14 protein-coding genes are annotated in these 21,301 nt (G+C 67.0%); all 14 read left to right on the forward strand.

Features of this window, described 5'->3' with window-relative positions; all coding sequences use genetic code 11:
- The first annotated feature begins 131 nt into the window (after positions 1-131).
- A complete protein-coding gene (hrpA, locus tag FK527_RS12235; protein WP_246072790.1) occupies positions 132-4,163 on the forward strand; it encodes an ATP-dependent RNA helicase HrpA in 4,032 nt (1,343 codons plus the stop codon).
- 216 nt (positions 4,164-4,379) lie between these two features.
- Positions 4,380-4,472 (forward strand): K(+)-transporting ATPase subunit F, encoded by a 93-nt coding sequence (gene kdpF, locus FK527_RS12240; RefSeq protein ID WP_144734228.1) that lies wholly within the window; start codon positions 4,380-4,382, stop codon positions 4,470-4,472.
- On the forward strand, positions 4,469-6,256 hold the full coding sequence (gene kdpA / locus FK527_RS12245) for a potassium-transporting ATPase subunit KdpA (RefSeq protein ID WP_144734231.1): 1,788 nt from the start codon (positions 4,469-4,471) through the stop codon (positions 6,254-6,256). Before kdpF ends, kdpA begins: the two co-directional genes overlap by 4 nt.
- 16 nt (positions 6,257-6,272) lie before the next feature.
- Positions 6,273-8,336 carry a potassium-transporting ATPase subunit KdpB gene (gene kdpB / locus FK527_RS12250; protein WP_144734234.1) on the forward strand — a complete coding sequence of 688 codons (2,064 nt, stop codon included), beginning with the start codon at positions 6,273-6,275 and terminating at the stop codon, positions 8,334-8,336.
- Between the two features lie 13 nt (positions 8,337-8,349).
- Positions 8,350-8,925 carry a potassium-transporting ATPase subunit KdpC gene (kdpC, locus tag FK527_RS12255; RefSeq protein ID WP_144734237.1) on the forward strand — a complete coding sequence of 192 codons (576 nt, stop codon included), beginning with the start codon at positions 8,350-8,352 and terminating at the stop codon, positions 8,923-8,925.
- Positions 8,926-9,000: 75 nt separating this feature from the next.
- Positions 9,001-9,996: a magnesium and cobalt transport protein CorA gene (locus FK527_RS12260; RefSeq protein ID WP_144734241.1), complete on the forward strand. Its 996-nt coding sequence runs from the start codon at positions 9,001-9,003 to the stop codon at positions 9,994-9,996.
- Between the two features lie 25 nt (positions 9,997-10,021).
- Entirely contained in the window at positions 10,022-12,757 is a 2,736-nt protein-coding gene (locus FK527_RS12265; RefSeq protein ID WP_144734244.1) for a DUF4118 domain-containing protein, read from the forward strand.
- Between the two features lie 25 nt (positions 12,758-12,782).
- A complete protein-coding gene (kdpE, locus tag FK527_RS12270; protein ID WP_144734247.1) occupies positions 12,783-13,475 on the forward strand; it encodes a two-component system response regulator KdpE in 693 nt (230 codons plus the stop codon).
- 234 nt (positions 13,476-13,709) lie between these two features.
- On the forward strand, positions 13,710-14,546 hold the full coding sequence (locus FK527_RS12275; RefSeq protein ID WP_144734250.1) for a GNAT family N-acetyltransferase: 837 nt from the start codon (positions 13,710-13,712) through the stop codon (positions 14,544-14,546).
- Positions 14,546-15,439 (forward strand): UDP-2,3-diacylglucosamine diphosphatase, encoded by an 894-nt coding sequence (locus FK527_RS12280; protein WP_144734253.1) that lies wholly within the window; start codon positions 14,546-14,548, stop codon positions 15,437-15,439. Before FK527_RS12275 ends, FK527_RS12280 begins: the two co-directional genes overlap by 1 nt.
- A 164-nt stretch (positions 15,440-15,603) precedes the next feature.
- Complete coding sequence (gene ppk1, locus FK527_RS12285) at positions 15,604-17,802, forward strand: polyphosphate kinase 1 (protein ID WP_246072785.1); 2,199 nt, start codon at positions 15,604-15,606, stop codon at positions 17,800-17,802.
- Complete coding sequence (locus FK527_RS12290) at positions 17,799-18,263, forward strand: SixA phosphatase family protein (protein WP_144734256.1); 465 nt, start codon at positions 17,799-17,801, stop codon at positions 18,261-18,263. The genes ppk1 and FK527_RS12290 overlap by 4 nt, the downstream gene beginning before the upstream one ends.
- Positions 18,264-18,403: 140 nt before the next feature.
- Complete coding sequence (locus tag FK527_RS12295) at positions 18,404-19,792, forward strand: phosphomannomutase/phosphoglucomutase (RefSeq protein WP_144734259.1); 1,389 nt, start codon at positions 18,404-18,406, stop codon at positions 19,790-19,792.
- A gap of 50 nt (positions 19,793-19,842) precedes the next feature.
- Complete coding sequence (locus FK527_RS12300; protein ID WP_246072788.1) at positions 19,843-21,288, forward strand: 3-deoxy-D-manno-octulosonic acid transferase; 1,446 nt, start codon at positions 19,843-19,845, stop codon at positions 21,286-21,288.
- The last annotated feature ends 13 nt before the right edge of the window (positions 21,289-21,301 follow it).

Genomic DNA, 21,301 nt, shown 5'->3' on the forward strand with positions numbered 1-21,301 from the left:
AGCACGTGAATTCGTATGTTCTTCGTATAATCGCGCCCGTGCACGCTCCATCTTCCCCCAGCGCCAGCCGGCCGGCGCTGCAAATCGAATTCCCCGAGTCTCTCCCCGTATCGGCGCGCCGCGACGAGATCATGGCCGCCATGCAGGCGCACCAGGTCATCATCGTGTGCGGCGAGACGGGCTCGGGCAAAACCACGCAGCTGCCCAAGATGGCGCTGGCCTTGGGGCGCGGCAAGTGCAACGCCGCGCCGGGGCAGCGCGGGCGGCTCATAGGCCACACGCAGCCGCGCCGCATCGCCGCGAGCAGCGTGGCGCAGCGCATCGCCGAGGAACTGCACACACCGCTGGGCGAGGTGGTGGGCTACAAGGTGCGCTTTCACGACCGGCTCTCCAGGGATGCCTCGGTCAAGCTCATGACCGACGGCATTTTGCTGGCCGAGACGCAGACCGACCCGCTCTTGCAGGCCTACGACACCATCATCATCGACGAGGCGCACGAGCGCAGCCTGAACATCGACTTTCTGCTCGGCTACCTGCGCCAGATATTGCCGCGCCGGCCCGACCTCAAAGTGGTGGTGACCTCGGCCACCATAGACGCCGAGCGCTTCGCGCGGCACTTTGCCTCGGCCCAGGGGCCCGCGCCGGTGATCGAGGTGTCGGGGCGCACCTACCCGGTCGAAATCCGCTGGCGCCCGTTCGAGGACAGCCGCGACTACGGCCTCAACGACGCGATCGCCGACGGCGTCGATGCGCTCTGGGCGGGCAATGCGCCCGGCGACATCCTCGTCTTTTTGCCGGGCGAGCGCGAAATCCGCGAGGCCGCAGACCACCTGCGCAAGCACCTCGCGCACCAGCCGCTGCTGCGCAATGCTGAGGTGCTGCCGCTGTTTGCGCGCCTGTCGCAGGCCGAGCAGCAAAAAATCTTTGCACCCCACGGCCAACGGCGCATCGTGCTTGCGACCAACGTGGCCGAGACCTCGCTCACCGTGCCAGGCATAAGATACGTCATTGATGCAGGTACGGCGCGCGTGAAGCGCTACAGCTTCAGAAGCAAGGTGGAGCAGCTATTGATCGAGCCCATCAGCCAGGCCGCGGCAAACCAGCGCGCCGGGCGTTGCGGGCGCGTGGCCCACGGCATTTGCCTGCGGCTCTATGACGAGGCCGACTTTCAGAGCCGCCCGCGCTTTACCGACCCCGAAATTTTGCGCAGCTCGCTCGCGGGCGTGATTTTGCGCATGGCTGCGCTGCGCCTGGGCGACGTGGCGCAGTTCCCTTTCCTCGACGCGCCCTCAGGCCGCGCGATCGCCGACGGCTACCAGTTGCTCAGCGAGCTCGGTGCGGTCGATGAAGCGGGCGCGCTCACGCCCATGGGTGAGCAGCTCGCGCGCCTGCCGCTCGATCCGCGCGTGGGCCGCATGATTTTGGAGGCGCGCGAGCGCCAGGCGCTCGACGAGGTGCTCGTGATCGCGGCGGCGCTGTCCGTGCAGGATGTGCGCGACCGCCCGCTCGCCGCGCAGCAGCAGGCCGACCAGGCGCACGCCAAGTTCGACGACGACAAGAGCGAATTCAGCAGCTACCTCAAGCTCTGGCGCTGGATCCACGAGGCGCGCGGCGGCAGCCTGCCCACGCTGCCCTCGGCGCGCGCCCAAGCCAAACAGCAAGCCGCCGCAGCGCGCCAGGGCCGGGGCGCGCACGCCGCGCTGCCCGTGACGCAGCGGACGCTGGCGGCGGCAGCGGCACCGTCCGCAGCGCCTGCGCCCGCCGAAGCCGCTGCGCACCCCACGCACAAACTCAGCCACCGCCAGTACGAGGCGCTCTTGCGCCAGAACTTCATCAGCGTGCGCCGCCTGCGCGAGTGGCGCGACATCCACAGCCAGCTGCTCACCGTGGTCACCGAGCACGGCTGGCACCTCAACACGCAGCCCGCGAGCTACGAGCAAGTCCACTGCGCGCTGCTCAGCGGCCTGCTGGGCAACGTGGGCGTCAAGAGCGACGAGGACGACTGGTATCTGGGCGCGCGCGGCATCAAGTTTTACCGCCACCCGGGTGCGCACTTGTCGAAAAAGCCGGGGCGCTGGATCGTCGCGGCCGAGCTGGTCGAAACCACGCGCCTGTATGGCCGCGGCATCGCGGCGATCGAGCCGCAGTGGCTCGAACAGCTTGGCAGCCATTTGCTCAAAAAACAGCTGCTCGACCCGCACTGGGAGAAAAAACGTGCCGAGGTCGTCGCCTTCGAGCGCGCCACGCTCTACGGCATCGTCGTCTATAGCGGCCGGCGCGTGAACTTCGGCAAGGCCGACCCGCACGCGGCGCGCGAGATTTTCATCCGCGAGGCGCTGGTCGCGGGCGAGTGGGATACGCGCCTGCCTTTTCTGGCCGCGAACCGCAAGCTGATCGCGCAGGTGCAGGAGCTCGAACACAAGGCGCGCCGCCAGGACGTGCTCGTCGATGAGGAGCTGATCTACGCCTTTTACGACCAGCACATCCCGCCCGACATCTGCAGCGGCGCCGAGTTCGAAGCCTGGTGGCGCACGGCGAGCCGCGCGCAGCCCGACTTGCTGCGCCTCACGCGCGAGGAGCTCATGCGCCACGAGGCCGCGGGCATCACGGGCAATGCCTTTCCGCGCAGCGTGCGCCTGGGCGGCGTCGATTGCGCGGCCAGTTACCTGCACGCGCCCGGCGACCCGCGCGACGGCATCACCGTCACCGTGCCACTGTTCGTGCTCAACCAGGTGAGCGAGGAGCGCTGCGAGTGGCTCGTGCCCGGCATGCTCAAGGACAAAATCCAGGCGCTGCTCAAAAGCCTGCCGCAGCGCCCGCGTTCGCGCTTCGTGCCGCTGCCCGAGTCTGCCGCGCGCCTGGCGGCCTTGCTCGGCACGCCCGAGCGCTTCGGCCAGGGCAGCCTGATCGACGCGCTGCTGCGCGAGGTGCGTGAGCAGACCTCGCTCGACGTGCAGCGCGCCGACTTCAAGCTCGACATGCTCGCGCCGCACCTGTTCATGAACTTTCGCGTGGTCGACGAGCACGGCCGCCAGCTCGGCCAGGGCCGCAACCTCGGCGCGCTCAAGGCCGAGTGGGGCGCGCAGGCGCGCGGCGCGTTCCAGGCGCTCGCGGCGCTGCGGCGTGCGGCGCCAGAGCCCGCTGCTGTGCCCGCGCCCGAAAAATTAGAGCCAAATCGGCCTCAAGCCAAGGTACAGCAAGCACAAGCAGCTAGCAAAAAAGGAGTTTCCGCCGCGCCGGTCGCGGCGCGCCCATCCGCCAGTGCCGCTGCCGCCGCTGCGCCAAGCCCCGAGCAGGCCGCGCGCGCTGGCGAACGCTACACCGCCTGGACTTTCGGCGCGCTGCCCGAGCTCATGGAGATCCGCCAGGGCGCGCAGACCCTGATCGGCTTTCCGGCGCTGATCGACGTGGGTGACGCCGTGACCATCGAAGTCTTCGACGAGCCCGAACTCGCTGCGGCCAAGCACCGCGCGGGCCTGCGGCGCCTGTTTGCGCTGCAGCTGCGCGATGCGCTCAAGTACCTCGAAAAAAACATCCCCGATCTGCAAAAAATGGCCATCGCCTACCTGCCGCTGGGCACGCAGGAGGAGCTGCGCGCGCAGATCATCGACCTGGCGCTCGAGCGCGCCTTCCTGCTCGAGCCGCTGCCCACCGACGCCGCGGCCTTCGCGCGCCGTCTCGAAGAAGGCCGCGCACGCCTCACGCTCATCGCCAACGAAGTCGCGCGGCTCGCGGGCGCGATCCTGCTCGAATACGCGAGTGCGCTGCGCAAGCTCAAGGACACGAAAAACGCCCCCGAGGCGGTGCAGGACGCGCAGCAGCAATTGCAGCGCCTGCTGCCCCAAAATTTCCTCGGTGCCACGCCCTGGGCGCAGCTCGCGCACTTTCCGCGCTACCTCAAGGCCATCGTGCTGCGCCTGGAAAAGGTGCGCAGCGACCCCGCGCGCGACGCCGCCAAGCTCGCCGAGCTGCGCCCGCACGAGCAGCGTTACTGGCGCCTGCTCGCCGAGCGCAAGGGCCGCGCCGACGCGCGCATGCAGGAGCTGCGCTGGATGCTCGAAGAGCTGCGCGTGAGCTTTTTCGCGCAAGAGCTGCGCACCCCCCAGCCCGTGAGCCTCAAGCGCCTCGAAAAACTCTGGGCGCAGGTGAGCGGGGCGGTGTAGCGGCTTCGGACAGGTCTTCTTGATGTCTTCTTGACACGCCCCGCGCGTAAATTTTCATCATCTTGACGCCCGGCTCCATAGCATCCTCATAGCCCGTCTTCGCACGGGCCAAGGAGGATGAAAAATGGACATCGCATATCTCGCACTCATGGCCCTGATGTGGCTCGCGCTGGTGGGCCTGACGCTGGGCTGCGCCAAGCTCGGAGGGCTCGAGCAATGACCTGGACCTATGTATTGGGCGGCATCATCGCCGTGGGCCTGCTGGTCTATCTGGTGGCTGCATTGCTGCATCCGGAGGACTTCTCATGAGCGCGCATGCCTGGACTTTGCTCGGGGTGTTCTTGGCGGTGCTGCTGCTCGCTGCGGTGCCGCTCGGGCGCTACATCGCCGACGTGATGGAGGGCCGCGGCTTTGCCGTGCGCCTGGGGGCCCGCCTGGAGGCTTTGCTGTACCGCGCGAGCGGCGTGCGGCCGCACGAGGAAATGGGTTGGAAGTCCTACGCGCTGGCCATTTTGCTGTTCAACCTGTGCGGCTTCGTGGCGGTGTACGCGCTGCAGCGCCTGCAAGCCTGGCTGCCGCTCAACCCGCAGTCCATGGCCAACGTGAGCGCGGACTCGGCCTTCAACACCGCCGTTAGCTTTGTCACGAACACCAACTGGCAGGGCTATGCGGGCGAATCCACGATGAGCTACCTCACGCAGATGCTGGGCCTGGCCGTGCAGAACTTCCTTTCCGCAGCCACCGGCATCGTCGTCGTCATCGTGCTGATCCGTGGCTTTGCGCGACGTACGGTATTGACGGTGGGAAACGCCTGGGTGGACTTGACGCGCGCCACGCTCTACGTGCTGCTGCCGCTGGCGCTGCTGTTCGCCGCGTTCCTGATGGGGCAGGGCGTGATCCAGAACTTCGATGCCTACCGTGAGGTGGCTACGGTAGAGGTCACGCACTACGATGCTCCGAAGCTGGATGCCCAGGGGCAACCGGTGCTGGACGCCCAAGGTGCGCCCGTCACCGAGCCCGCCGAAAGCCGCACGCAGACCTTGCCCATGGGGCCGGTCGCCTCGCAGGAGGCCATCAAGCTGCTGGGCACCAACGGCGGGGGCTTTTTCAACGCCAATTCTGCGCATCCTTATGAAAACCCGACGCCGCTGGCGAATTTCGTGCAGATGCTGGCGATCTTCATCATCCCCGCAGCGCTGTGCCTGAGCTTCGGGCACATGGTGGGTGACCGGCGCCAGGGCTGGGCCGTGCTCATTGCCATGGCGCTGATGTTCGTCGTGCTCGCCGTGGCCGCCATGTCGTTCGAGCAGCAGGCCAACCCTTTGCTGACCCAGCACGGCGTCAGTGCCGCTGCGGGCAACATGGAGGGCAAGGAAACGCGCTTTGGCATTGCCGACAGCGGTCTGTTCGCCACCGTCACCACGCTGGCCTCGTGCGGCGCGGTGAACGCGATGCACGACTCCTTCATGCCCTTGGGCGGCCTCGTGCCTCTTTTAGACATGATGCTGGGCGAGGTGGTGTTCGGCGGCGTAGGCACGGGGCTCTATGGCATGCTGGTGTTCGCCGTCATGGCGGTGTTCATTGCTGGCCTGATGATTGGCCGCACGCCCGAATACCTGGGCAAGAAGATCGAGGCCTACGACATGAAGATGGTGTCCATCGCCATCCTCGTGACGCCGCTGCTGGTGTTGGTCGGTACGGCGATCGCGGCGCTCAGCACTGCCGGCGTGGCGGGCGTCGCCAACCCGGGCGCGCACGGGTTTTCGGAAATTCTCTACGCCTTCACCTCGGCGGCCAACAACAACGGCAGCGCTTTTGCCGGTCTGTCGGCCAACACACCTTTCTACAACGTTCTGCTGGGGCTGGCGATGTGGTTCGGGCGCTTTGGCGTGATCGTGCCGGTGCTGGCGCTCGCGGGCTCGCTGGCCGCCAAGAAGCGCGTCGCCGTGCACGCCGGCGCCATGCCCACGCACGGCCCGCTGTTCGTCGTGCTGCTGATCGGCGTCGTGCTGCTGGTCGGGGCGCTCAACTACGTGCCTGCGCTCGCATTGGGCCCGGTGGTGGAGCACTTGATGCTTTTTGCAAGCCATTGAGCAGGAGGAACCTTCCATGTCACACCCTCAATTGCGCATGTTCGACCCGGCGCTGCTGATGCCGGCCATCTTGGACGCATGCAAAAAGCTCCACCCCGCTGCGCAATGGCGCAATCCGGTGATGTTCGTCGTCTATGTCGGCAGCATGCTGACCACCGTGCTCGGCGTGCAGGCGTTGTTCGGCCAGGGCGAGGCGCCGGTCGGCTTCATCCTGGCCGTGGCGCTGTGGCTCTGGTTCACGGTGCTGTTCGCCAATTTTGCTGAGGCCTTGGCCGAAGGGCGCAGCAAGGCGCAGGCGGCCGCGCTGCGCGGCCTGAAAAAAGACACCTGGACCAAAAAACTGCAAGGCCGGCATGCCGACGCGCAGTGGAGCATGGTGCCGGCGAGCGATCTGCGCAAGGGCGACATCGTGCGCGTCGATGCCAACATGCTCATCCCGGCCGACGGCCAGGTGATCGAAGGCGTGGCCTCGGTGGACGAGTCCGCGATCACCGGCGAATCGGCCCCGGTGATCCGTGAGTCGGGCGGGGATTTTGCCTCCGTCACCGGGGGCACGCGCGTGCTCTCGGACTGGCTGGTGATCGAGGTCACCGTGAACCCCGGAGAAACCTTCGTCGACCGCATGATCGCGATGGTGGAAGGCGCCAAGCGGCAGAAGACGCCCAACGAGATCGCGCTGACCATTCTGTTGGTGGCCCTGACCATCGTCTTTCTGGGTGTCACGGTGACGCTGCTGCCCTACTCGCTGTTCAGCGTCCATGCCGCCGGTGCCGGCACACCCATCAGCATGACGGCGTTGGTGGCCTTGCTGGTGTGCCTGATTCCGACCACCATCGCCGGCCTGCTCTCGGCCATCGGCGTGGCAGGCATGAGCCGCATGATGCAGGCCAACGTGATCGCCACCTCGGGCCGCGCGGTCGAGGCGGCGGGTGACGTGGATGTGCTGCTGTTGGACAAGACCGGCACCATCACGCTGGGCAACCGCCAGGCTTCGGCATTTTTGCCCACAGCCGGCGTGCAGGAGGCCGAACTCGCCGACGCCGCGCAGCTCGCCTCTCTGGCCGACGAAACGCCCGAAGGGCGCAGCATCGTGGTTCTGGCCAAGCAGAAGTTCCAGCTGCGCGAACGTGACGTGGCGGCGCTCGGGGCGCAGTTCGTGCACTTCACGGCGCAAACAAGGATGAGCGGCGTCGATCTGGCCGATGGGCGCTGCCTGCGCAAGGGCGCGGCAGATGCGATCCGCCGGCACGTGGAGGCGCTCGGGGGTCAGTTTCCGCCCGCGCTGCAAAGCGTGGTCGATGAGGTCGCGCGGCGCGGCAGCACCCCGCTCGTGGTGGCCGATGGCAAGCGTGTGCTCGGTGCGATCGAGCTCAAGGACGTTGTCAAGGGCGGCATCAAGGAGCGCTTTGCCGAACTGCGCCGCATGGGCATCAAGACGGTGATGGTGACCGGCGACAACCGCCTGACGGCGGCTGCCATTGCGGCCGAGTCCGGCGTCGATGACTTTCTGGCCGAGGCCACGCCCGAGGCCAAGCTGCAGTGCATCCGCGAGTACCAGGCGCAGGGCCGCCTCGTGGCCATGACGGGCGACGGCACCAACGACGCGCCCGCGCTGGCGCAGGCCGACGTCGCGGTGGCCATGAACACCGGCACGCAGGCGGCCAAGGAAGCCGGCAACATGGTGGATCTGGACAGCAATCCGACCAAGCTGATCGAAGTGGTCGAGACGGGCAAGCAGATGCTGATGACGCGCGGCTCGCTCACCACCTTCAGCATCGCCAACGACGTGGCCAAATACTTCGCGATCATCCCGGCAGCCTTCGTCAGCACCTATCCGCAGCTCGCGGCGCTGAACGTGATGGGGCTCGCGACACCGGGTTCGGCCATCCTCTCGGCGGTGATCTTCAACGCGCTGATCATCATGTGCTTGATCCCGCTGGCGCTCAAGGGCGTCAAGTACCGGCCGCTGGGCGCAGCCGTGCTGCTGCGCCGCAACCTGCTCATTTATGGTTTAGGCGGTCTGGTCGCGCCCTTCGTGGGTATCAAGTTGATCGACATGCTGCTGGCCGCATTCCACTGAAGGAGATCACGCCATGAAAACACTTCTGCGCCCGGCGCTCACCCTCTTCGTTTTGCTGACCCTGCTCACCGGGGTGTTCTATCCGCTGGTGGTAACGGGCATAGGCAAGCTGGCCTTTGCCGACGCGGCTGCCGGCAGCCTGATCTACCGGGACGGCAAATCCGTGGGTTCGGCCCTGATCGGGCAGAACTTCAGCGCGCCGCAATACTTCTGGGGCCGTCCTTCGGCGACCGGGCCGTATCCCTACAACGCCGCAGCGTCTTCGGGCTCGAACCAAGGGCCTTTGAATCCTGCGCTGGCCCAGGCCGTGCAGGCGCGCGTGCAGGCGCTGCGCGCGGCCGATCCGGGCAACCCGCTGCCCGTGCCCGCCGACCTGGTCATGGCGTCGGCCAGCGGCCTGGACCCGCACATCAGCCCCGAGGCGGCTGCGTACCAGGCGGGCCGCGTCGCGCGCGCCCGCGGCCTTGGCGTCGAGCAGGTGCGTGCCATCGTGGCGCAGCACACCGCAGGGCGCCAGTGGGGCTTCTTCGGCGAGCCGCGCGTGCAGGTGCTCGAACTCAATCTGGCGCTCGATGCCTTGCGCCGCTGAAAAAACCTGTGCCGAGGTCGGGCAATGCATACTCGATCTCCCGCCCCGTGGGGTGCCTGCGAACAAGGAATGCTCGTGCTGATCAACTGCGTCGTCTATCAGGAGGGGAAGAAACTCGCCGACATTCCCGTGCAGGAGATTCGGCACCATCTCGATCGCCCTGGCTGCTTCGTGTGGGTCGCCTTGCGCGACGCCACCGAGCCGGAGTTGCGCCAGATGCAGCAGGAGTTCAGCCTGCACGAGCTTGCCGTGGAGGACGCGCTGCATGGCCACCAGCGGCCCAAGATCGAGGAATACGGTGCCATGGTGTTCGTCGTCATGCACTTGCTCGAAATGCCTTCAGACTCCGCTCCTATTGCCGAGAAAGCTACTGAAGGCATAGCAATCGGCGAAGTGGCGATCTTCGTCGGTGCGAACTTCGTGCTCTCGGTGCGCAACCGCAGCAGCCAGAACTTTCTCGGTGTGCGCGCACGCTGCGAGCACGAGCCCCAGCTGCTGCGGCATGGCGCAGGGTTCGTGCTGTATGCGCTGATGGACGCGGTGGTGGACAGGTACTTTCCCATCCTCGAGCAAATCGAAACCGACCTCGAGGAGATCGAGTCGCAAATTTTCGAAGGCGGCGCGGCGCGCTCGAACGTGCAGCGGCTGTATGCGCTCAAGCGCCGCGCGAGTGTGCTGCGCCATGCCGTGGCGCCACTGCTCGAAGCCGCGGGCAAGCTGCACGGCGGGCGCGTGCCCGAGGTCTGCCTGAGCACCCAGGAGTATTTCCGCGACATTCACGACCACCTGGCGCGCATGAACGCAGCGATCGACGCGATCCGCGACACCATTGGCATGGCGATGCAGGTCAACCTTTCCCTGGTCACGATCGACGAGTCGGAGGTGACCAAGCGGCTCGCCGCGTGGGCAGCGATTTTTGCCGTCTCGACGGCGCTGGCCGGTATCTGGGGCATGAATTTCGAGCACATGCCCGAGCTCAAGTGGGCTTACGGCTATCCCTTCGCCCTGGGCCTGATCGCCACCGCTGCAGGCATCCTCTACTGGCGCTTCAAGCGCGCCGGCTGGTTGTGAAGCGGCGCGTTGATATTCGGCTGCCATGACGGATGCGCCCGAACGCCCCGATCCCGATGCCTTGCTGCAGCGCGTGCAGGCAGAGGAGGAGCATGCGCGGCGCGGGCGGTTGAAGATATTTTTCGGCGCTTCGCCGGGCGTGGGCAAGACCTGGGCGATGCTGGCCGCCGCGCACGTCGCGCAGGCGCAGGGCTTGGCGCTCGTGATCGGCGTGGTCGAGACGCATGGCCGCGCCGACACCGAGGCCATGGCCAGGGGGCTGCCGCGGCTGGCGCTCAAGGCAGTGCCGTACCGCGATCGCGTGCTGCGGGAATTCGACCTCGACGCAGCGCTGGCCTTTGGCGCCGCGCACCCGCAGGCGCTGGTGCTGCTCGACGAACTGGCGCACAGCAACGCGCCCGGCTCGCGCCACCCCAAGCGCTGGCAGGACGTCGAAGAACTGCTGCAGGCGGGCGTGGACGTCTGGACGACGATGAACGTGCAGCATCTCGAGAGTTTGAACGACGTCGTCAGCGGCATTACCGGCATCCGCGTCTGGGAGACGGTGCCCGATCGCGTATTCGACGAAGCCGACGAGGTGGTGGTGGTCGATCTGCCGCCCGACGAGCTGCTCGATCGCCTCAGGGCAGGCAAGGTGTATCTGCCGCAGCAGGCCGAGCGCGCGGCGGCCAATTTCTTTCGCAAGGGCAACTTGCTGGCGCTGCGCGAACTGGCCTTGCGCCGCACCGCCGACCGCGTCGATGTCGAAATGCAGGTCTATCGGCGCCAAAGCGCCGTGCAAGCGGTGTGGCCCAACCGCGAGGCTTTGCTCGCCTGCGTCGGTGCGGGCGGGCACGCGGAAAAAGTGGTGCGCAGCTGCGCGCGCCTGGCGGCGCAGCTCGACGTGCCCTGGCATGCAGTGCATGTGGAAACGCCCGCGATGCAGCGCCTGCCGGAAGCCCAACACGAGCGTGTATTGCGGGTACTGAAGCTGGCCGAGGAACTTGGGGCCGTCACCGCCACGCCCAGCGCGCCCGAACTGGCGCCTGCACTGGTGCGCTACGCGCGCGAGCACAACCTCGTGCGGCTGGTGGTCGGCCGCAGCGAGCGGCGCCGGTACTGGCCGTTGGCCGCGCCACTGGCAGAGCGTGTTGCTGCGCTGGCCGATGATCTCGATGTGTTGCAGGTTGCATTGCCCGTGATGGGAGCAAGCAAGCGTCCGCTGCGGCACGCGCACCGCCCAGCCGAGGACGCTCCCCTGCACTGGCAGGGTTATGTGGCGGCTGCCGGGGCCTGCGCGTTGGTGGCTGCGCTCGCCACGCCCCTGACGGGTATGCTCGAGCTGACCAACATCGTGATGCTGTTTTTGCTTGCGGTGGTTGGTGTGGCGCTGCGCTGGGGGCGCGGGCCAGCCGTATTGGCGGCCTTCCTCGGTGTCGGCTTGTTCGATTTTTTCTTCGTCGCGCCGCACTTCTCATTTGCGGTGAGCGATGTCCAATACCTCGTCACTTTTGCCGTGATGCTGGTCGTAGCCCTCGTGGTAGGCCAACTCATGGCCGGACTGAAGGTACAGGCCGAGGCGGCCACCTTGCGCGAGCACCGCGTGCGCGGGCTCTATGAAATGTCGCGCGACCTGTCGGCGGCGCTACTGCCCGCACAGGTGGCTGAGATCGGGGCGCGCTTTCTTGCGGCGGAATTCGGCGCGCGCGCTACCTTGCTTGAAGCTGACGACGACGAGCGCCTGCACCCACTGCCCGGCGGCGAGGTCGAGGTCGATGATGGGGTGGCGCAATGGGCTTTCGACCATGGCGAGGCTGCCGGTCATGGCACCGATACGTTGCCGGCCAGCCGCTGCCTGGTGCTGCCGCTGAAAGCGCCAATGCGCCAGCGCGGTGTGCTCGCGATCGAGCCGGCGGCAGGTGCGCAGGCGCTGGGGCCGGAGCAACGGCGCCTGCTCGAGACCTGCGCGTCGCTGCTCGCGATTTCGCTCGAGCGCATCCACTACATCGACGTGGCGCAAAAGAGCACTTTGCAGATCGAGTCCGAACGCCTGCGCAATTCGCTGCTGTCGGCGATCTCGCACGACCTGCGCACGCCGCTGGCCGCATTGGTGGGGCTTGCGGATGCGCTGCTCATGGCACAAGCGTCAGGACGCGATCCCAGCGGGCAGCACGAGATCGCGCTTTCGATCCGCGCATCGGCGCTGCGCATGAGTGCGCTGGTCAATAACCTGCTCGACATGGCACGGCTGGAGGCCGGCGGGGTGCAACTCCACCGTGCCTGGCAGCCGCTCGAAGAAGTGGTGGGGGCAGCGCTCGCGGCCTGCGCGCCGGCGCTGCGCGAGCGGCCCGTGAGCGTGCAGTTGGCCGATGACCTGCCGCTGCTCGAATTCGACGCCGTGCTGATCGAGCGCGTGCTGGTCAATCTGCTCGAAAACGCCGCCAAATATACGCCGCCCGGCACGCCCGTGCGCATTGCGGGCAAGCCCTCAGGGGCTTACGTCACCATCACCATAGACGACGACGGGCCGGGTCTGCCGCCGGGACGCGAGGAGGCACTCTTCGAAAAATTCGAACGAGGCACGCGCGAGAGTGCGACACCTGGTGTGGGTCTGGGCCTCGCGATCTGCCGTGCCATCGTGCTTGCGCACGGCGGTCGCATCCGCGGGGAAAACCGCATCGAACAGGGGCGGGTGGCGGGCGCACGCTTCACCATCGAGCTGCCGCGTGGCACGCCGCCTGCAGACGACGGCAGTGTGGAAGGAGTAAAAACCTGTTCATGATCCTTTCATGAACAGGTTCTAGACCATGACCGCATTGCGCAGCCGCATCCTGGTCGTCGAGGACGAGGCGGAAATCCGCCACTTCGTGCGCCTGGCGCTGGAGTCCGAAGGGTATGAGGTGTTCGAGGCCGACAGCGTGAAGCGCGGGTTGATCGAGGCCGCAACGCGCCGCCCGGACCTGCTGGTGCTGGACCTCGGGCTGCCAGATGGCGACGGCGTGGAAGTGGTGCGAGCGCTGCGCCAGTGGTCGGCCGTGCCGGTACTGGTGCTTTCGGCACGCAGCCAGGAGGCAGACAAAATCGCCGCACTCGACACCGGCGCGGACGACTATCTGGTCAAGCCCTTTGGCGCCGGCGAACTGCTGGCGCGCGTGCGCGCGCAGTTGCGCCGCCATCTGCAGCAGTCCCCCGCAGGTGAGCCGGTACTCACATTCGGTGACATCCGCATCGATTTGGTGGGGCGCGTGGTGGAGCGCGCCGGCCAGACACTGCACCTCACGCCCATCGAATACAAACTGCTCACCTATCTGGCAGCGCAGCCAGATCGGGTGATCACGCACCGTCAACTGCTAAAGGCCGTCTGGGGACCAGGCCACGCCGAAGACACCCACTACGTGCGCGTGCACATGGCCAACCTGCGCAAAAAGATCGAGCAGGTGCCTGCGATGCCCAAGCACCTGCTGACCGAGACCGGTGTGGGGTATCGCTTCAAGCGGTGAATAAACAGCGTAAATCTCAGATTTACTCCGTCTTTCAGGCGTAAGGCGCTCTATTTTACGAAGCGTTCGGCAGCGTCTCGAATGGGCACGGACCCGCGGAACTGTCATGCAACCGCCATCGCATTGACACCATCTCGTCATTCGTGACAACCACACTGGGATGACGAAAAACCATATTCCCCGCGAATGGCTTGGTTTTTGCCTTGATCACCGTTTTCCAAAGGAGAGTTGTCCATGAACGAGTTGCCCAGCCCTACGCTGCCCCTGTCGCCCATTTCCCTGCCCAGGGGGTCACTTCACCGCCCGGGCCATGCGGATGGTGCGGCGCAGCCTGCGTCTGCGGGCAAAGGGATTGAAGTGGCGTGGGCGCGGCACCTCGACGAAGTCCGCGCGGCGCAGCGGCTGAGGTACGAGGTGTTCGTGCGTGAAATGGGCGCACGCCTGACGACGCCCGTGCCCGAGCACGACATCGACCTGTTCGACGACTATTGCGAGCACCTGGTGGTGCGCGCGCAGGCCACGCAGGAAGTCATAGGCACCTACCGCGTCCTGACCCCGGCGCAGGCGCGGCGCGTGGGCAGCACCTACAGCGATACCGAATTCGACCTCACGCGCCTGCGCGGCCTGCGCGAGCGCATGGTGGAGCTGGGCCGCAGCTGCGTACACCCCGATTTCCGCCAGGGCGGCGTGATCATGGCGCTGTGGGGCGCGCTGGGCGACTTCATGGTGCGCAACCAGCTCGACACCATGATAGGCTGCGGCAGCATCCCCATGATGCACAACGGCGTGGCCGGTGGCGACGTGGCCGCGAGCATCTGGGCGCAATTGCGCCAAACGCATCTTGCGCCCATCGAATACCAGGTGCGCCCGCGCCTGCCACTGCCCGTGGAGCAGCTCGACGCCAGCCTGCAGGTCGAGCCGCCCGCGCTCATCAAAGGCTACCTGCGCATGGGCACGCGCGTGCTCGGCGCACCCGCGTGGGACCCGGACTTCAACACCGCCGACCTGCCCTTGATGATGCGCCTGGCCGACTTGCCCCAGCGCTATCGCAAGCACTTTCTGGGTGCCTGATGCGCGCTGCGTTCGACGCCCCCGCTGCCTGGAGCGCCGGCATGGCCTATGCGACGAACGAAGCCGCTGGCGCGCGAACCGAGGACGATGCACCCGCAGCGTCTGCGCCGCCGCAGCACTACCGCGCCGTGTTCATCTCCGACCTGCACCTGGGCACGCCGGGCTGCCAGGCGCATGCCTTGCTCGATTTTCTGCGCCACCATTCGAGCGACTACCTCTACCTCGTGGGCGACATCGTCGATGGCTGGCAACTGCGGCGCAAATGGTTTTGGCCACAGGCGCACAACGACGTCGTGCAAAAGCTGCTGCGCCGTGCGCGCAAGGGCTGCCGCGTCGTCTTCGTGCCCGGCAACCATGACGAATTCGCGCGTGCTTTCGTCGATCACTCGTTTGGCGGCATCGAGGTGGTGGAAGATGCCGTGCACCTGACGGCAGATGGCCGCCGGCTCTGGATCACGCATGGCGATTATTTCGATGGTGTGATCCAGTGCGCGAAGTGGCTCGCCTATGTGGGCGACAATCTCTATGAGTTCACCCTCAGGCTCAACCGCCACCTGAACACGCTGCGCGCACGCCTGGGCCTGCCGTATTGGTCGCTGTCGGCCTACCTCAAGGGCAAGGTCAAAAAAGCCCTGAATTACGTGACTGACTTCGAGGTTGCCGTAGCCACAGAGGCACGGCGGCGCGGGCACCAGGGCGTGGTCTGCGGCCACATCCACCGTGCCGAAATGCGCGAGATCGACGGCATTCTGTATTGCAATGACGGTGACTGGGTAGAGAGCCACACGGCCTTGGTCGAGCATGTGGACGGGCGGTTGGAGTTGCTGCAATGGCCGGTGCGGCGGGTCGCCACCGGCGCAGGCAAGGCCGTTGCGTTGCCTGTGCAGGCGTGACGTCCGGCTTGGGTTTTTTTCTGCACAATGCCAGTGCAGAAAAGACCCAATAAAGAAGGGACAGGAACAGCCTTGATCTGGTGTGTGACTTGTCATATGAATGACATTGAATTGTTCGACGATCGAAGGTTTGCGTTTCGACCCTTCTCGTTGCTTGCAAACCCATGGCCCACCCCAAAGAATCCCTCGCGCCCGCGCAACCCATGGACGACGCTCAGGTCGATCGTTCAGCAGAGCTGGAGGATTCGCCCGCGCTCACTGCAAAGACCACGAAAGCGCATGCGCCCCGCGCCGCAGGGGTAGTGGCCGTACAGCCCGTCACCTTGCTCGACCGCGACCACAGCATCCTTGCCTTCAACGAGCGCGTGCTCGACTGGGCCGTGCGCGACGACGTGCCTTTGCTCGAGCGCTTGCGCTTTCTGTGCATCGTCTCGTCGAACCTCGACGAATTTTTCGAGGTGCGCGCGGAGCCTCATGTCAACGCGGTCAAACACGGAGAAACCGAGGGGCTCTACACCGTGGCCTCGTTCGAGGCGCTCGCGGCCAAGGTGCATGACCTGGTGGCGCGCCAGTATGCGCTCTACAACCAGGTGCTGGTGCCGGCGTTCGCGGCGCATGGCATCCGTATCCTTGCGCACAGCGAGCGCAGCGCCGCGCACAAACGCTGGGTGAGCGCGTATTTCCGGCGCGAGGTGCGCCCGCTGCTGGTACCCGTGGGACTCGATCCGGCGCACCCGTTCCCGCAGGTGGCCAACAAGTCGTTGAACTTCATCGTGCGCCTCAAGGGGCGCGATGCCTTCGGGCGCGAAAACGAGGTCGCCATCGTCAAGGTGCCGCGCGCGCTGCCGCGCATCGTGCGCATCCCCGGCGACAGCCCCAAACAAATGCTGTTTGCGAGCATCTCGAGCATCGTGCGTGCGCATCTGGCTGACCTTTTCCCGGGGCGCGAAGTGACGGAGTTTTCACAATTTCGCGTCACGCGCCACTCTGACCTCGCGCTCGACGAAGAGGATGTGCGCAACCTGCGCACGGCCTTGCGCCAGGGGCTGCAGCAGCGGCATTACGGCGAGGCGGTGCGGCTCGAGGTATCGGCCGGTTGTTCGAAGTTTCTTTCGGACTTTTTGCTGCGCCAGTTCGACCTGCCAGAAGCCGCGCTGTACCGCGTGCACGGGCCCGTGAACCTGGTGCGGCTCACGCAGCTCGTCGATCTGGTCAACGACCCGGCGCTGCTGTTTGCGCCGTGGAATCCCGTGTGGCCGCGCCAGCTCGTCGCAGGCGCCTCGATCTTCGCGCAATTGCGCGAGCGCGACGTGCTGATCCACCAGCCTTTTGAGAGCTTCGACGGCGTGCTCGCCTTTCTGCGTGAGGCGGTCGAAGACCCGCAGGTGCTCGCGATCAAGCAGACCATTTATCGTACCGGCGGGCGCGACTCCGAACTCATGCGCCTGCTCGGCGAGGCTGTGCGCCGCGGCAAAGAAGTCATGGCGGTGGTGGAGCTCAAGGCGCGCTTCGACGAGGAGGCCAATATCAACTGGGCCGAGGCGCTCGAATCCGTAGGCGCGCAGGTGGTGTATGGCGTGGTCGGGCTCAAGACGCATGCCAAGATGCTGCTCGTCACGCGCCGCGAGGGGCGCCAGCTGCGCCGCTACGGTCATCTTTCCTCGGGCAATTACAACGCGCGCACCGCGCGGCTCTATACCGACTTGGGTTACTTCACGGCCGACACGCAACTGACCGCGGAGATGGACGGCGTGTTCAACCACCTGGCCAGCCAAAACCGGCCGCCGCGCCTGCGCAAGCTCATTCTGGCGCCTTTCCACCTGCACCGCCGCTTGTTGGCTTTCGTCGAGCGCGTGGGCCAGGCGGCGAGCCGTGGCGAGGACGCGCGCATCGTCGTCAAGACCAACGCGCTCACGGACGAGGCTTTGATCCACGCGCTGCTGCGCGCCGGCCAGCAGGGTGCGTGCATAGACCTGATCGTGCGCGGCGCCTGCATGCTGCCTGCGCAGGTGCCGGGCGTGAGCGACAACATCCGTGTGCGCTCCATCATCGGGCGCTTTTTGGAGCACAGCCGCGTGTTCTACTTCCGCGCCGGCTTGCAGGAGGACCTGTACCTTTCGAGCGCCGACTGGATGAACCGCAACATGCTGCGCCGCGTGGAGCTCGCCTGGCCTGTGACCGACGCGGCGCTGCGCCAGCAGATCATCGACGAATCCCTGGTTGCGTACCTGTACGACGACCGCGACGCCTGGACGCTGCAGGCCGACGGGCACTACGCGCCCCCGCCGCACCCGCAGACCGGCAAAGGCGCGCAAAACGCCCTCATGGCGCGCTATGGCGCTACGAAATCGGAAGAAGCATGATGGACTTGATTCTCTGGCGGCACGCCGAGGCCGAAGAAGCCGCCGACGGCATGGACGACGTGGCACGTGCCCTCACACCGCGCGGCGAGAAACAGGCCGAGCGCATGGGCGCCTGGCTCGACCGGCAGCTGCCGCAGGGTTTGCGCGTGTTTGCAAGCCCCGCGCGGCGCACCGAGCAGACCGCGCAGGCGCTGGGGCGCAAGTTCAAGTTGCGCGCGGAACTGCTGCCCGGCGCGAGCGCGCAGGACGTGCTCGAGCTCGCACGCTGGCCCGAGGCGCGCGGCGCAGTGCTTATCGTCGGCCACCAGCCCACGCTGGGCCAGACCATCGCCGAACTCATGGGCTTGCGCTCGGGCGAATGTTCGGTGCGCAAAGGGGCCGTGTGGTGGCTGCGCTACCGCGAGCGGCAGGAGCGCGGCGAGACCGTGCTGCTCACGGTGCAGTCGCCCGAATTCCTTTGACCTTGCCCCTATGCGGCGTGGGCAGGGGGCGCCGGCGCCGCGCTGCGCCGGGGCAGGGCGGTGCAGGGGCGCCGCCTACAATGCCGCTTCACCCTGACTCTGCTGATTTTCCCGACTCCTACGGAACGAAAGGCCCGCCCGTGCAAGTGAATCCCGCGATTTTCAAAGCCTACGACATCCGCGGCGTCGTGCCCGCGACCCTCGACGAGAACACCGCGCGCGGCCTGGGGCGCGCCTTCGGCATGGCGGTGCGCGCGCAAGGGGAGGGCACGGTGGCCGTGGGGCGCGACGGGCGCTTGTCTGGGCCGGCGCTCGCGGCGGCGCTGATCGCGGGCCTGGTCGATGTGGGCCTGGAAGTGATCGACGTGGGCATGGTGACCACGCCCATGCTGTATTTCGCCGCCGCCACGCTGTGCACGAGCGGCATCCAGGTCACGGGCAGCCACAACCCGCGCGACCACAACGGCTTCAAGATGGTGCTCGGTGGCCGCGCTATCTACGGTGACGACATCCAGGCGCTGCGTCGCAGCATGGAGTCTGAAAGCTGGCAGCTCGCGCCCGGCGGCGCGGTGCGGCAGGTGGATGTGCTGCCGGCGTACACCGCGCGCATCGTCGGCGACGTGCACCTCGCGCGCCGCATGAAGATCGTCGTCGATTGCGGCAACGGCGTCGCAGGCGCCTCGGCGCCGGGGATTTTCCGCGCGCTGGGCTGCGACGTGGTGGAGCTGTTTTCGCAGGTCGATGGCAGCTTCCCGAACCACCACCCCGACCCAAGCAAGCCCGAGAACCTGCGCGACCTCATCGCTGCGCTCAAGGACAGCGACGCCGAGCTGGGCCTGGCTTTCGACGGCGACGGCGACCGGCTGGGCATCGTCACCAAGGACGGCAACAACATCTTCCCCGATCGCCAGATCATGCTGTTTGCGCAGGACGTGCTGCAGCGCGTGCCGGGCGGCGCCATCGTGTTCGATGTCAAATGCACGCAGCGCCTCGCGCCCGCGATCGCGGCCGCAGGCGGAGTGCCCGTGATGTTCAAGACCGGCCATTCGCTCATCAAGGCCAAGATGCGTGAAATCAACGCGCCGCTGGGCGGCGAGATGAGCGGCCACATCTTCTTCAAAGAACGCTGGTACGGCTTCGACGACGGCACCTACGCGGGCTGCCGTCTGCTCGAGATTTTGAGCCGCAGCCCCGACCCGAGCGCCGTGCTCGATGCGCTGCCCACGAGCCACTCCACGCCCGAGCTCAACGTGGCGTGCGCCGAGGGCGAGCCGCACCGCGTCACGGCCGAGCTGCAGGCGCTTGCGCCGCAGTATTTCAGCCCGCCTGCGCAGATCAACACCATAGACGGCCTGCGCGTGGACTGGCCCGACGGCTTCGGCCTGATCCGCGCGAGCAACACCACGCCGGTGCTGGTGCTGCGCTTCGAAGGCCACACGCCCGAGGCGCTCGCGCGCATCGAGGCTGACATGCTCGCGCTGCTGCGCCGCGTCAAGCCCGATGCGCAGATCGGCGCGGCGGCGCATTGAGCGCACGCCTGGCTTTGCATTCTGATTGCCTCAGCGCAGGCGCTCCGGCCATGGAGCCCGCCACCACATCCGTGCCGCATCCCGTGATGGCCTGGCTCGCGCTGCGCCTTTATGCAGCGCTGACCTGGCTCGCCCAGCCGCTGCTGCGGCGCAAGCTGCGCCGCCGGGCACGCGCCGAGCCTGGCTACGCGCAGGCCGTGGGCGAGCGTTTCGGGCGTTATGCGCCTGAGGTGCTGCGCCCGCTGCGGCAGGCCGAGCCCGCCCACGCCGACGCGCCCTGGGTCTGGGTGCACGCGGTGTCGCTGGGCGAAACGCGCGCCGCGGCGATCCTGATCGCGGCCTTGCGCGCGCGGCTGCCCGGCATGCGCCTGCTGCTCACGCACGGCACCGCGACGGGCCGCGCCGAAGGCGCGAAGCTGCTGCAGCCCGGCGATGTGCAAGTCTGGCAGCCGTGGGACACGCGCGCCGCCGTGGGGCGCTTTTTGCGCACCTTTCGGCCCGCGCTCGGCATCCTCATGGAAACCGAGGTCTGGCCCAACCTGGTCGCGGGCTGCAAGGCGCTGGGCGTCCCGCTCGTGCTCGCGAATGCGCGGTTCAACGAAACGTCCTGGCGCCGCGCGCGGCGTTTGCGCGCGCTGGCCGTGCCCGCGTACCGCAGCCTCACGGCCGTATGGGCGCAGACCGAGGACGACGCGCGGCGCCTGCGCAGCCTGGGCGCGCCCGTGCAGGCGGTGCTGGGCAACCTCAAGTTCGACCTGCGCCCCGACGCCGCGCAGCTTGCACTCGGCCAAGCCTGGCGCGCGCACAGCCCGCGCCCCGTCGTCATGCTCGCGAGCAGCCGCGAAGGCGAGGAGGCGATGTGGCTGCAGGCCGTCGCCCCGATTTTTGAAAGAAAATGCCATTTAGCGCAGGTGTATCAAGCGCAAGCAGCTATCGATTCAGAAGTTTCCGCGCAGGCCTCAGGCCCCTCAGACCACGCGGCGCAAGTGCAATGGCTGATCGTGCCGCGCCACCCGCAGCGCTTCGACGAGGTGGCTGCGCTGATGCAGAGCTCGGGCTTGAGCGTCGCGCGGCGCAGTTCCTGGACGGATGCACCTGTGCCCGCAGACGTATGGCTGGGCGACTCGCTGGGCGAGATGCAGGCTTACTACGCGCTGGCGGACGTGGCGCTGCTCGGCGGCAGCTTTGCGCCGCTGGGCGGCCAGAATCTGATCGAGGCCGCGGCCTGCGGCTGCCCTGTAGTGCTTGGCCCCCATACCTTCAACTTTGCCGAGGCGGCGCAATGCGCCTGCGAAGCCGGTGCCGCGCTGCGCGTGGCAGACCTGCGCCAGGGTGTGCAGGCAGCATGCGCACTCGCGCTCGACGGTGCGCGGCTTGCACAGGCACGCGTGCAGGCGCAAGCGTTCGCCCAAACCCACCGCGGCGCAGCCGACGCCACGGCGCAGGCCGTGGCCGCTTTGCTCGCGCAACTGGGCAGGGGTGGTGATGTGGCGTGAGGGCGGCAACAGC

Origin of the sequence: Extensimonas perlucida (assembly GCF_007655255.1) — a bacterium.
Taxonomy (GTDB): domain Bacteria; phylum Pseudomonadota; class Gammaproteobacteria; order Burkholderiales; family Burkholderiaceae_C; genus Extensimonas; species Extensimonas perlucida.

Bases quoted from the DNA above. Each gene is read 5' to 3' on its own strand.
- FK527_RS12290 (WP_144734256.1), top strand. From the start codon at position 17,799: ATGATGGACTTGATTCTCTGGCGGCACGCCGAGGCCGAAGAAGCCGCC.
- kdpB (WP_144734234.1), top strand. From the start codon at position 6,273: ATGTCACACCCTCAATTGCGCATGTTCGACCCGGCGCTGCTGATGCCG.
- FK527_RS12265 (WP_144734244.1), top strand. From the start codon at position 10,022: ATGACGGATGCGCCCGAACGCCCCGATCCCGATGCCTTGCTGCAGCGC.
- kdpC (WP_144734237.1), top strand. From the start codon at position 8,350: ATGAAAACACTTCTGCGCCCGGCGCTCACCCTCTTCGTTTTGCTGACC.
- kdpF (WP_144734228.1), top strand. From the start codon at position 4,380: ATGACCTGGACCTATGTATTGGGCGGCATCATCGCCGTGGGCCTGCTG.
- FK527_RS12300 (WP_246072788.1), top strand. From the start codon at position 19,843: ATGGAGCCCGCCACCACATCCGTGCCGCATCCCGTGATGGCCTGGCTC.
- hrpA (WP_246072790.1), top strand. From the start codon at position 132: ATGGCCGCCATGCAGGCGCACCAGGTCATCATCGTGTGCGGCGAGACG.
- FK527_RS12280 (WP_144734253.1), top strand. From the start codon at position 14,546: ATGCGCGCTGCGTTCGACGCCCCCGCTGCCTGGAGCGCCGGCATGGCC.
- FK527_RS12275 (WP_144734250.1), top strand. From the start codon at position 13,710: ATGAACGAGTTGCCCAGCCCTACGCTGCCCCTGTCGCCCATTTCCCTG.
- ppk1 (WP_246072785.1), top strand. From the start codon at position 15,604: ATGGCCCACCCCAAAGAATCCCTCGCGCCCGCGCAACCCATGGACGAC.
- kdpA (WP_144734231.1), top strand. From the start codon at position 4,469: ATGAGCGCGCATGCCTGGACTTTGCTCGGGGTGTTCTTGGCGGTGCTG.
- kdpE (WP_144734247.1), top strand. From the start codon at position 12,783: ATGACCGCATTGCGCAGCCGCATCCTGGTCGTCGAGGACGAGGCGGAA.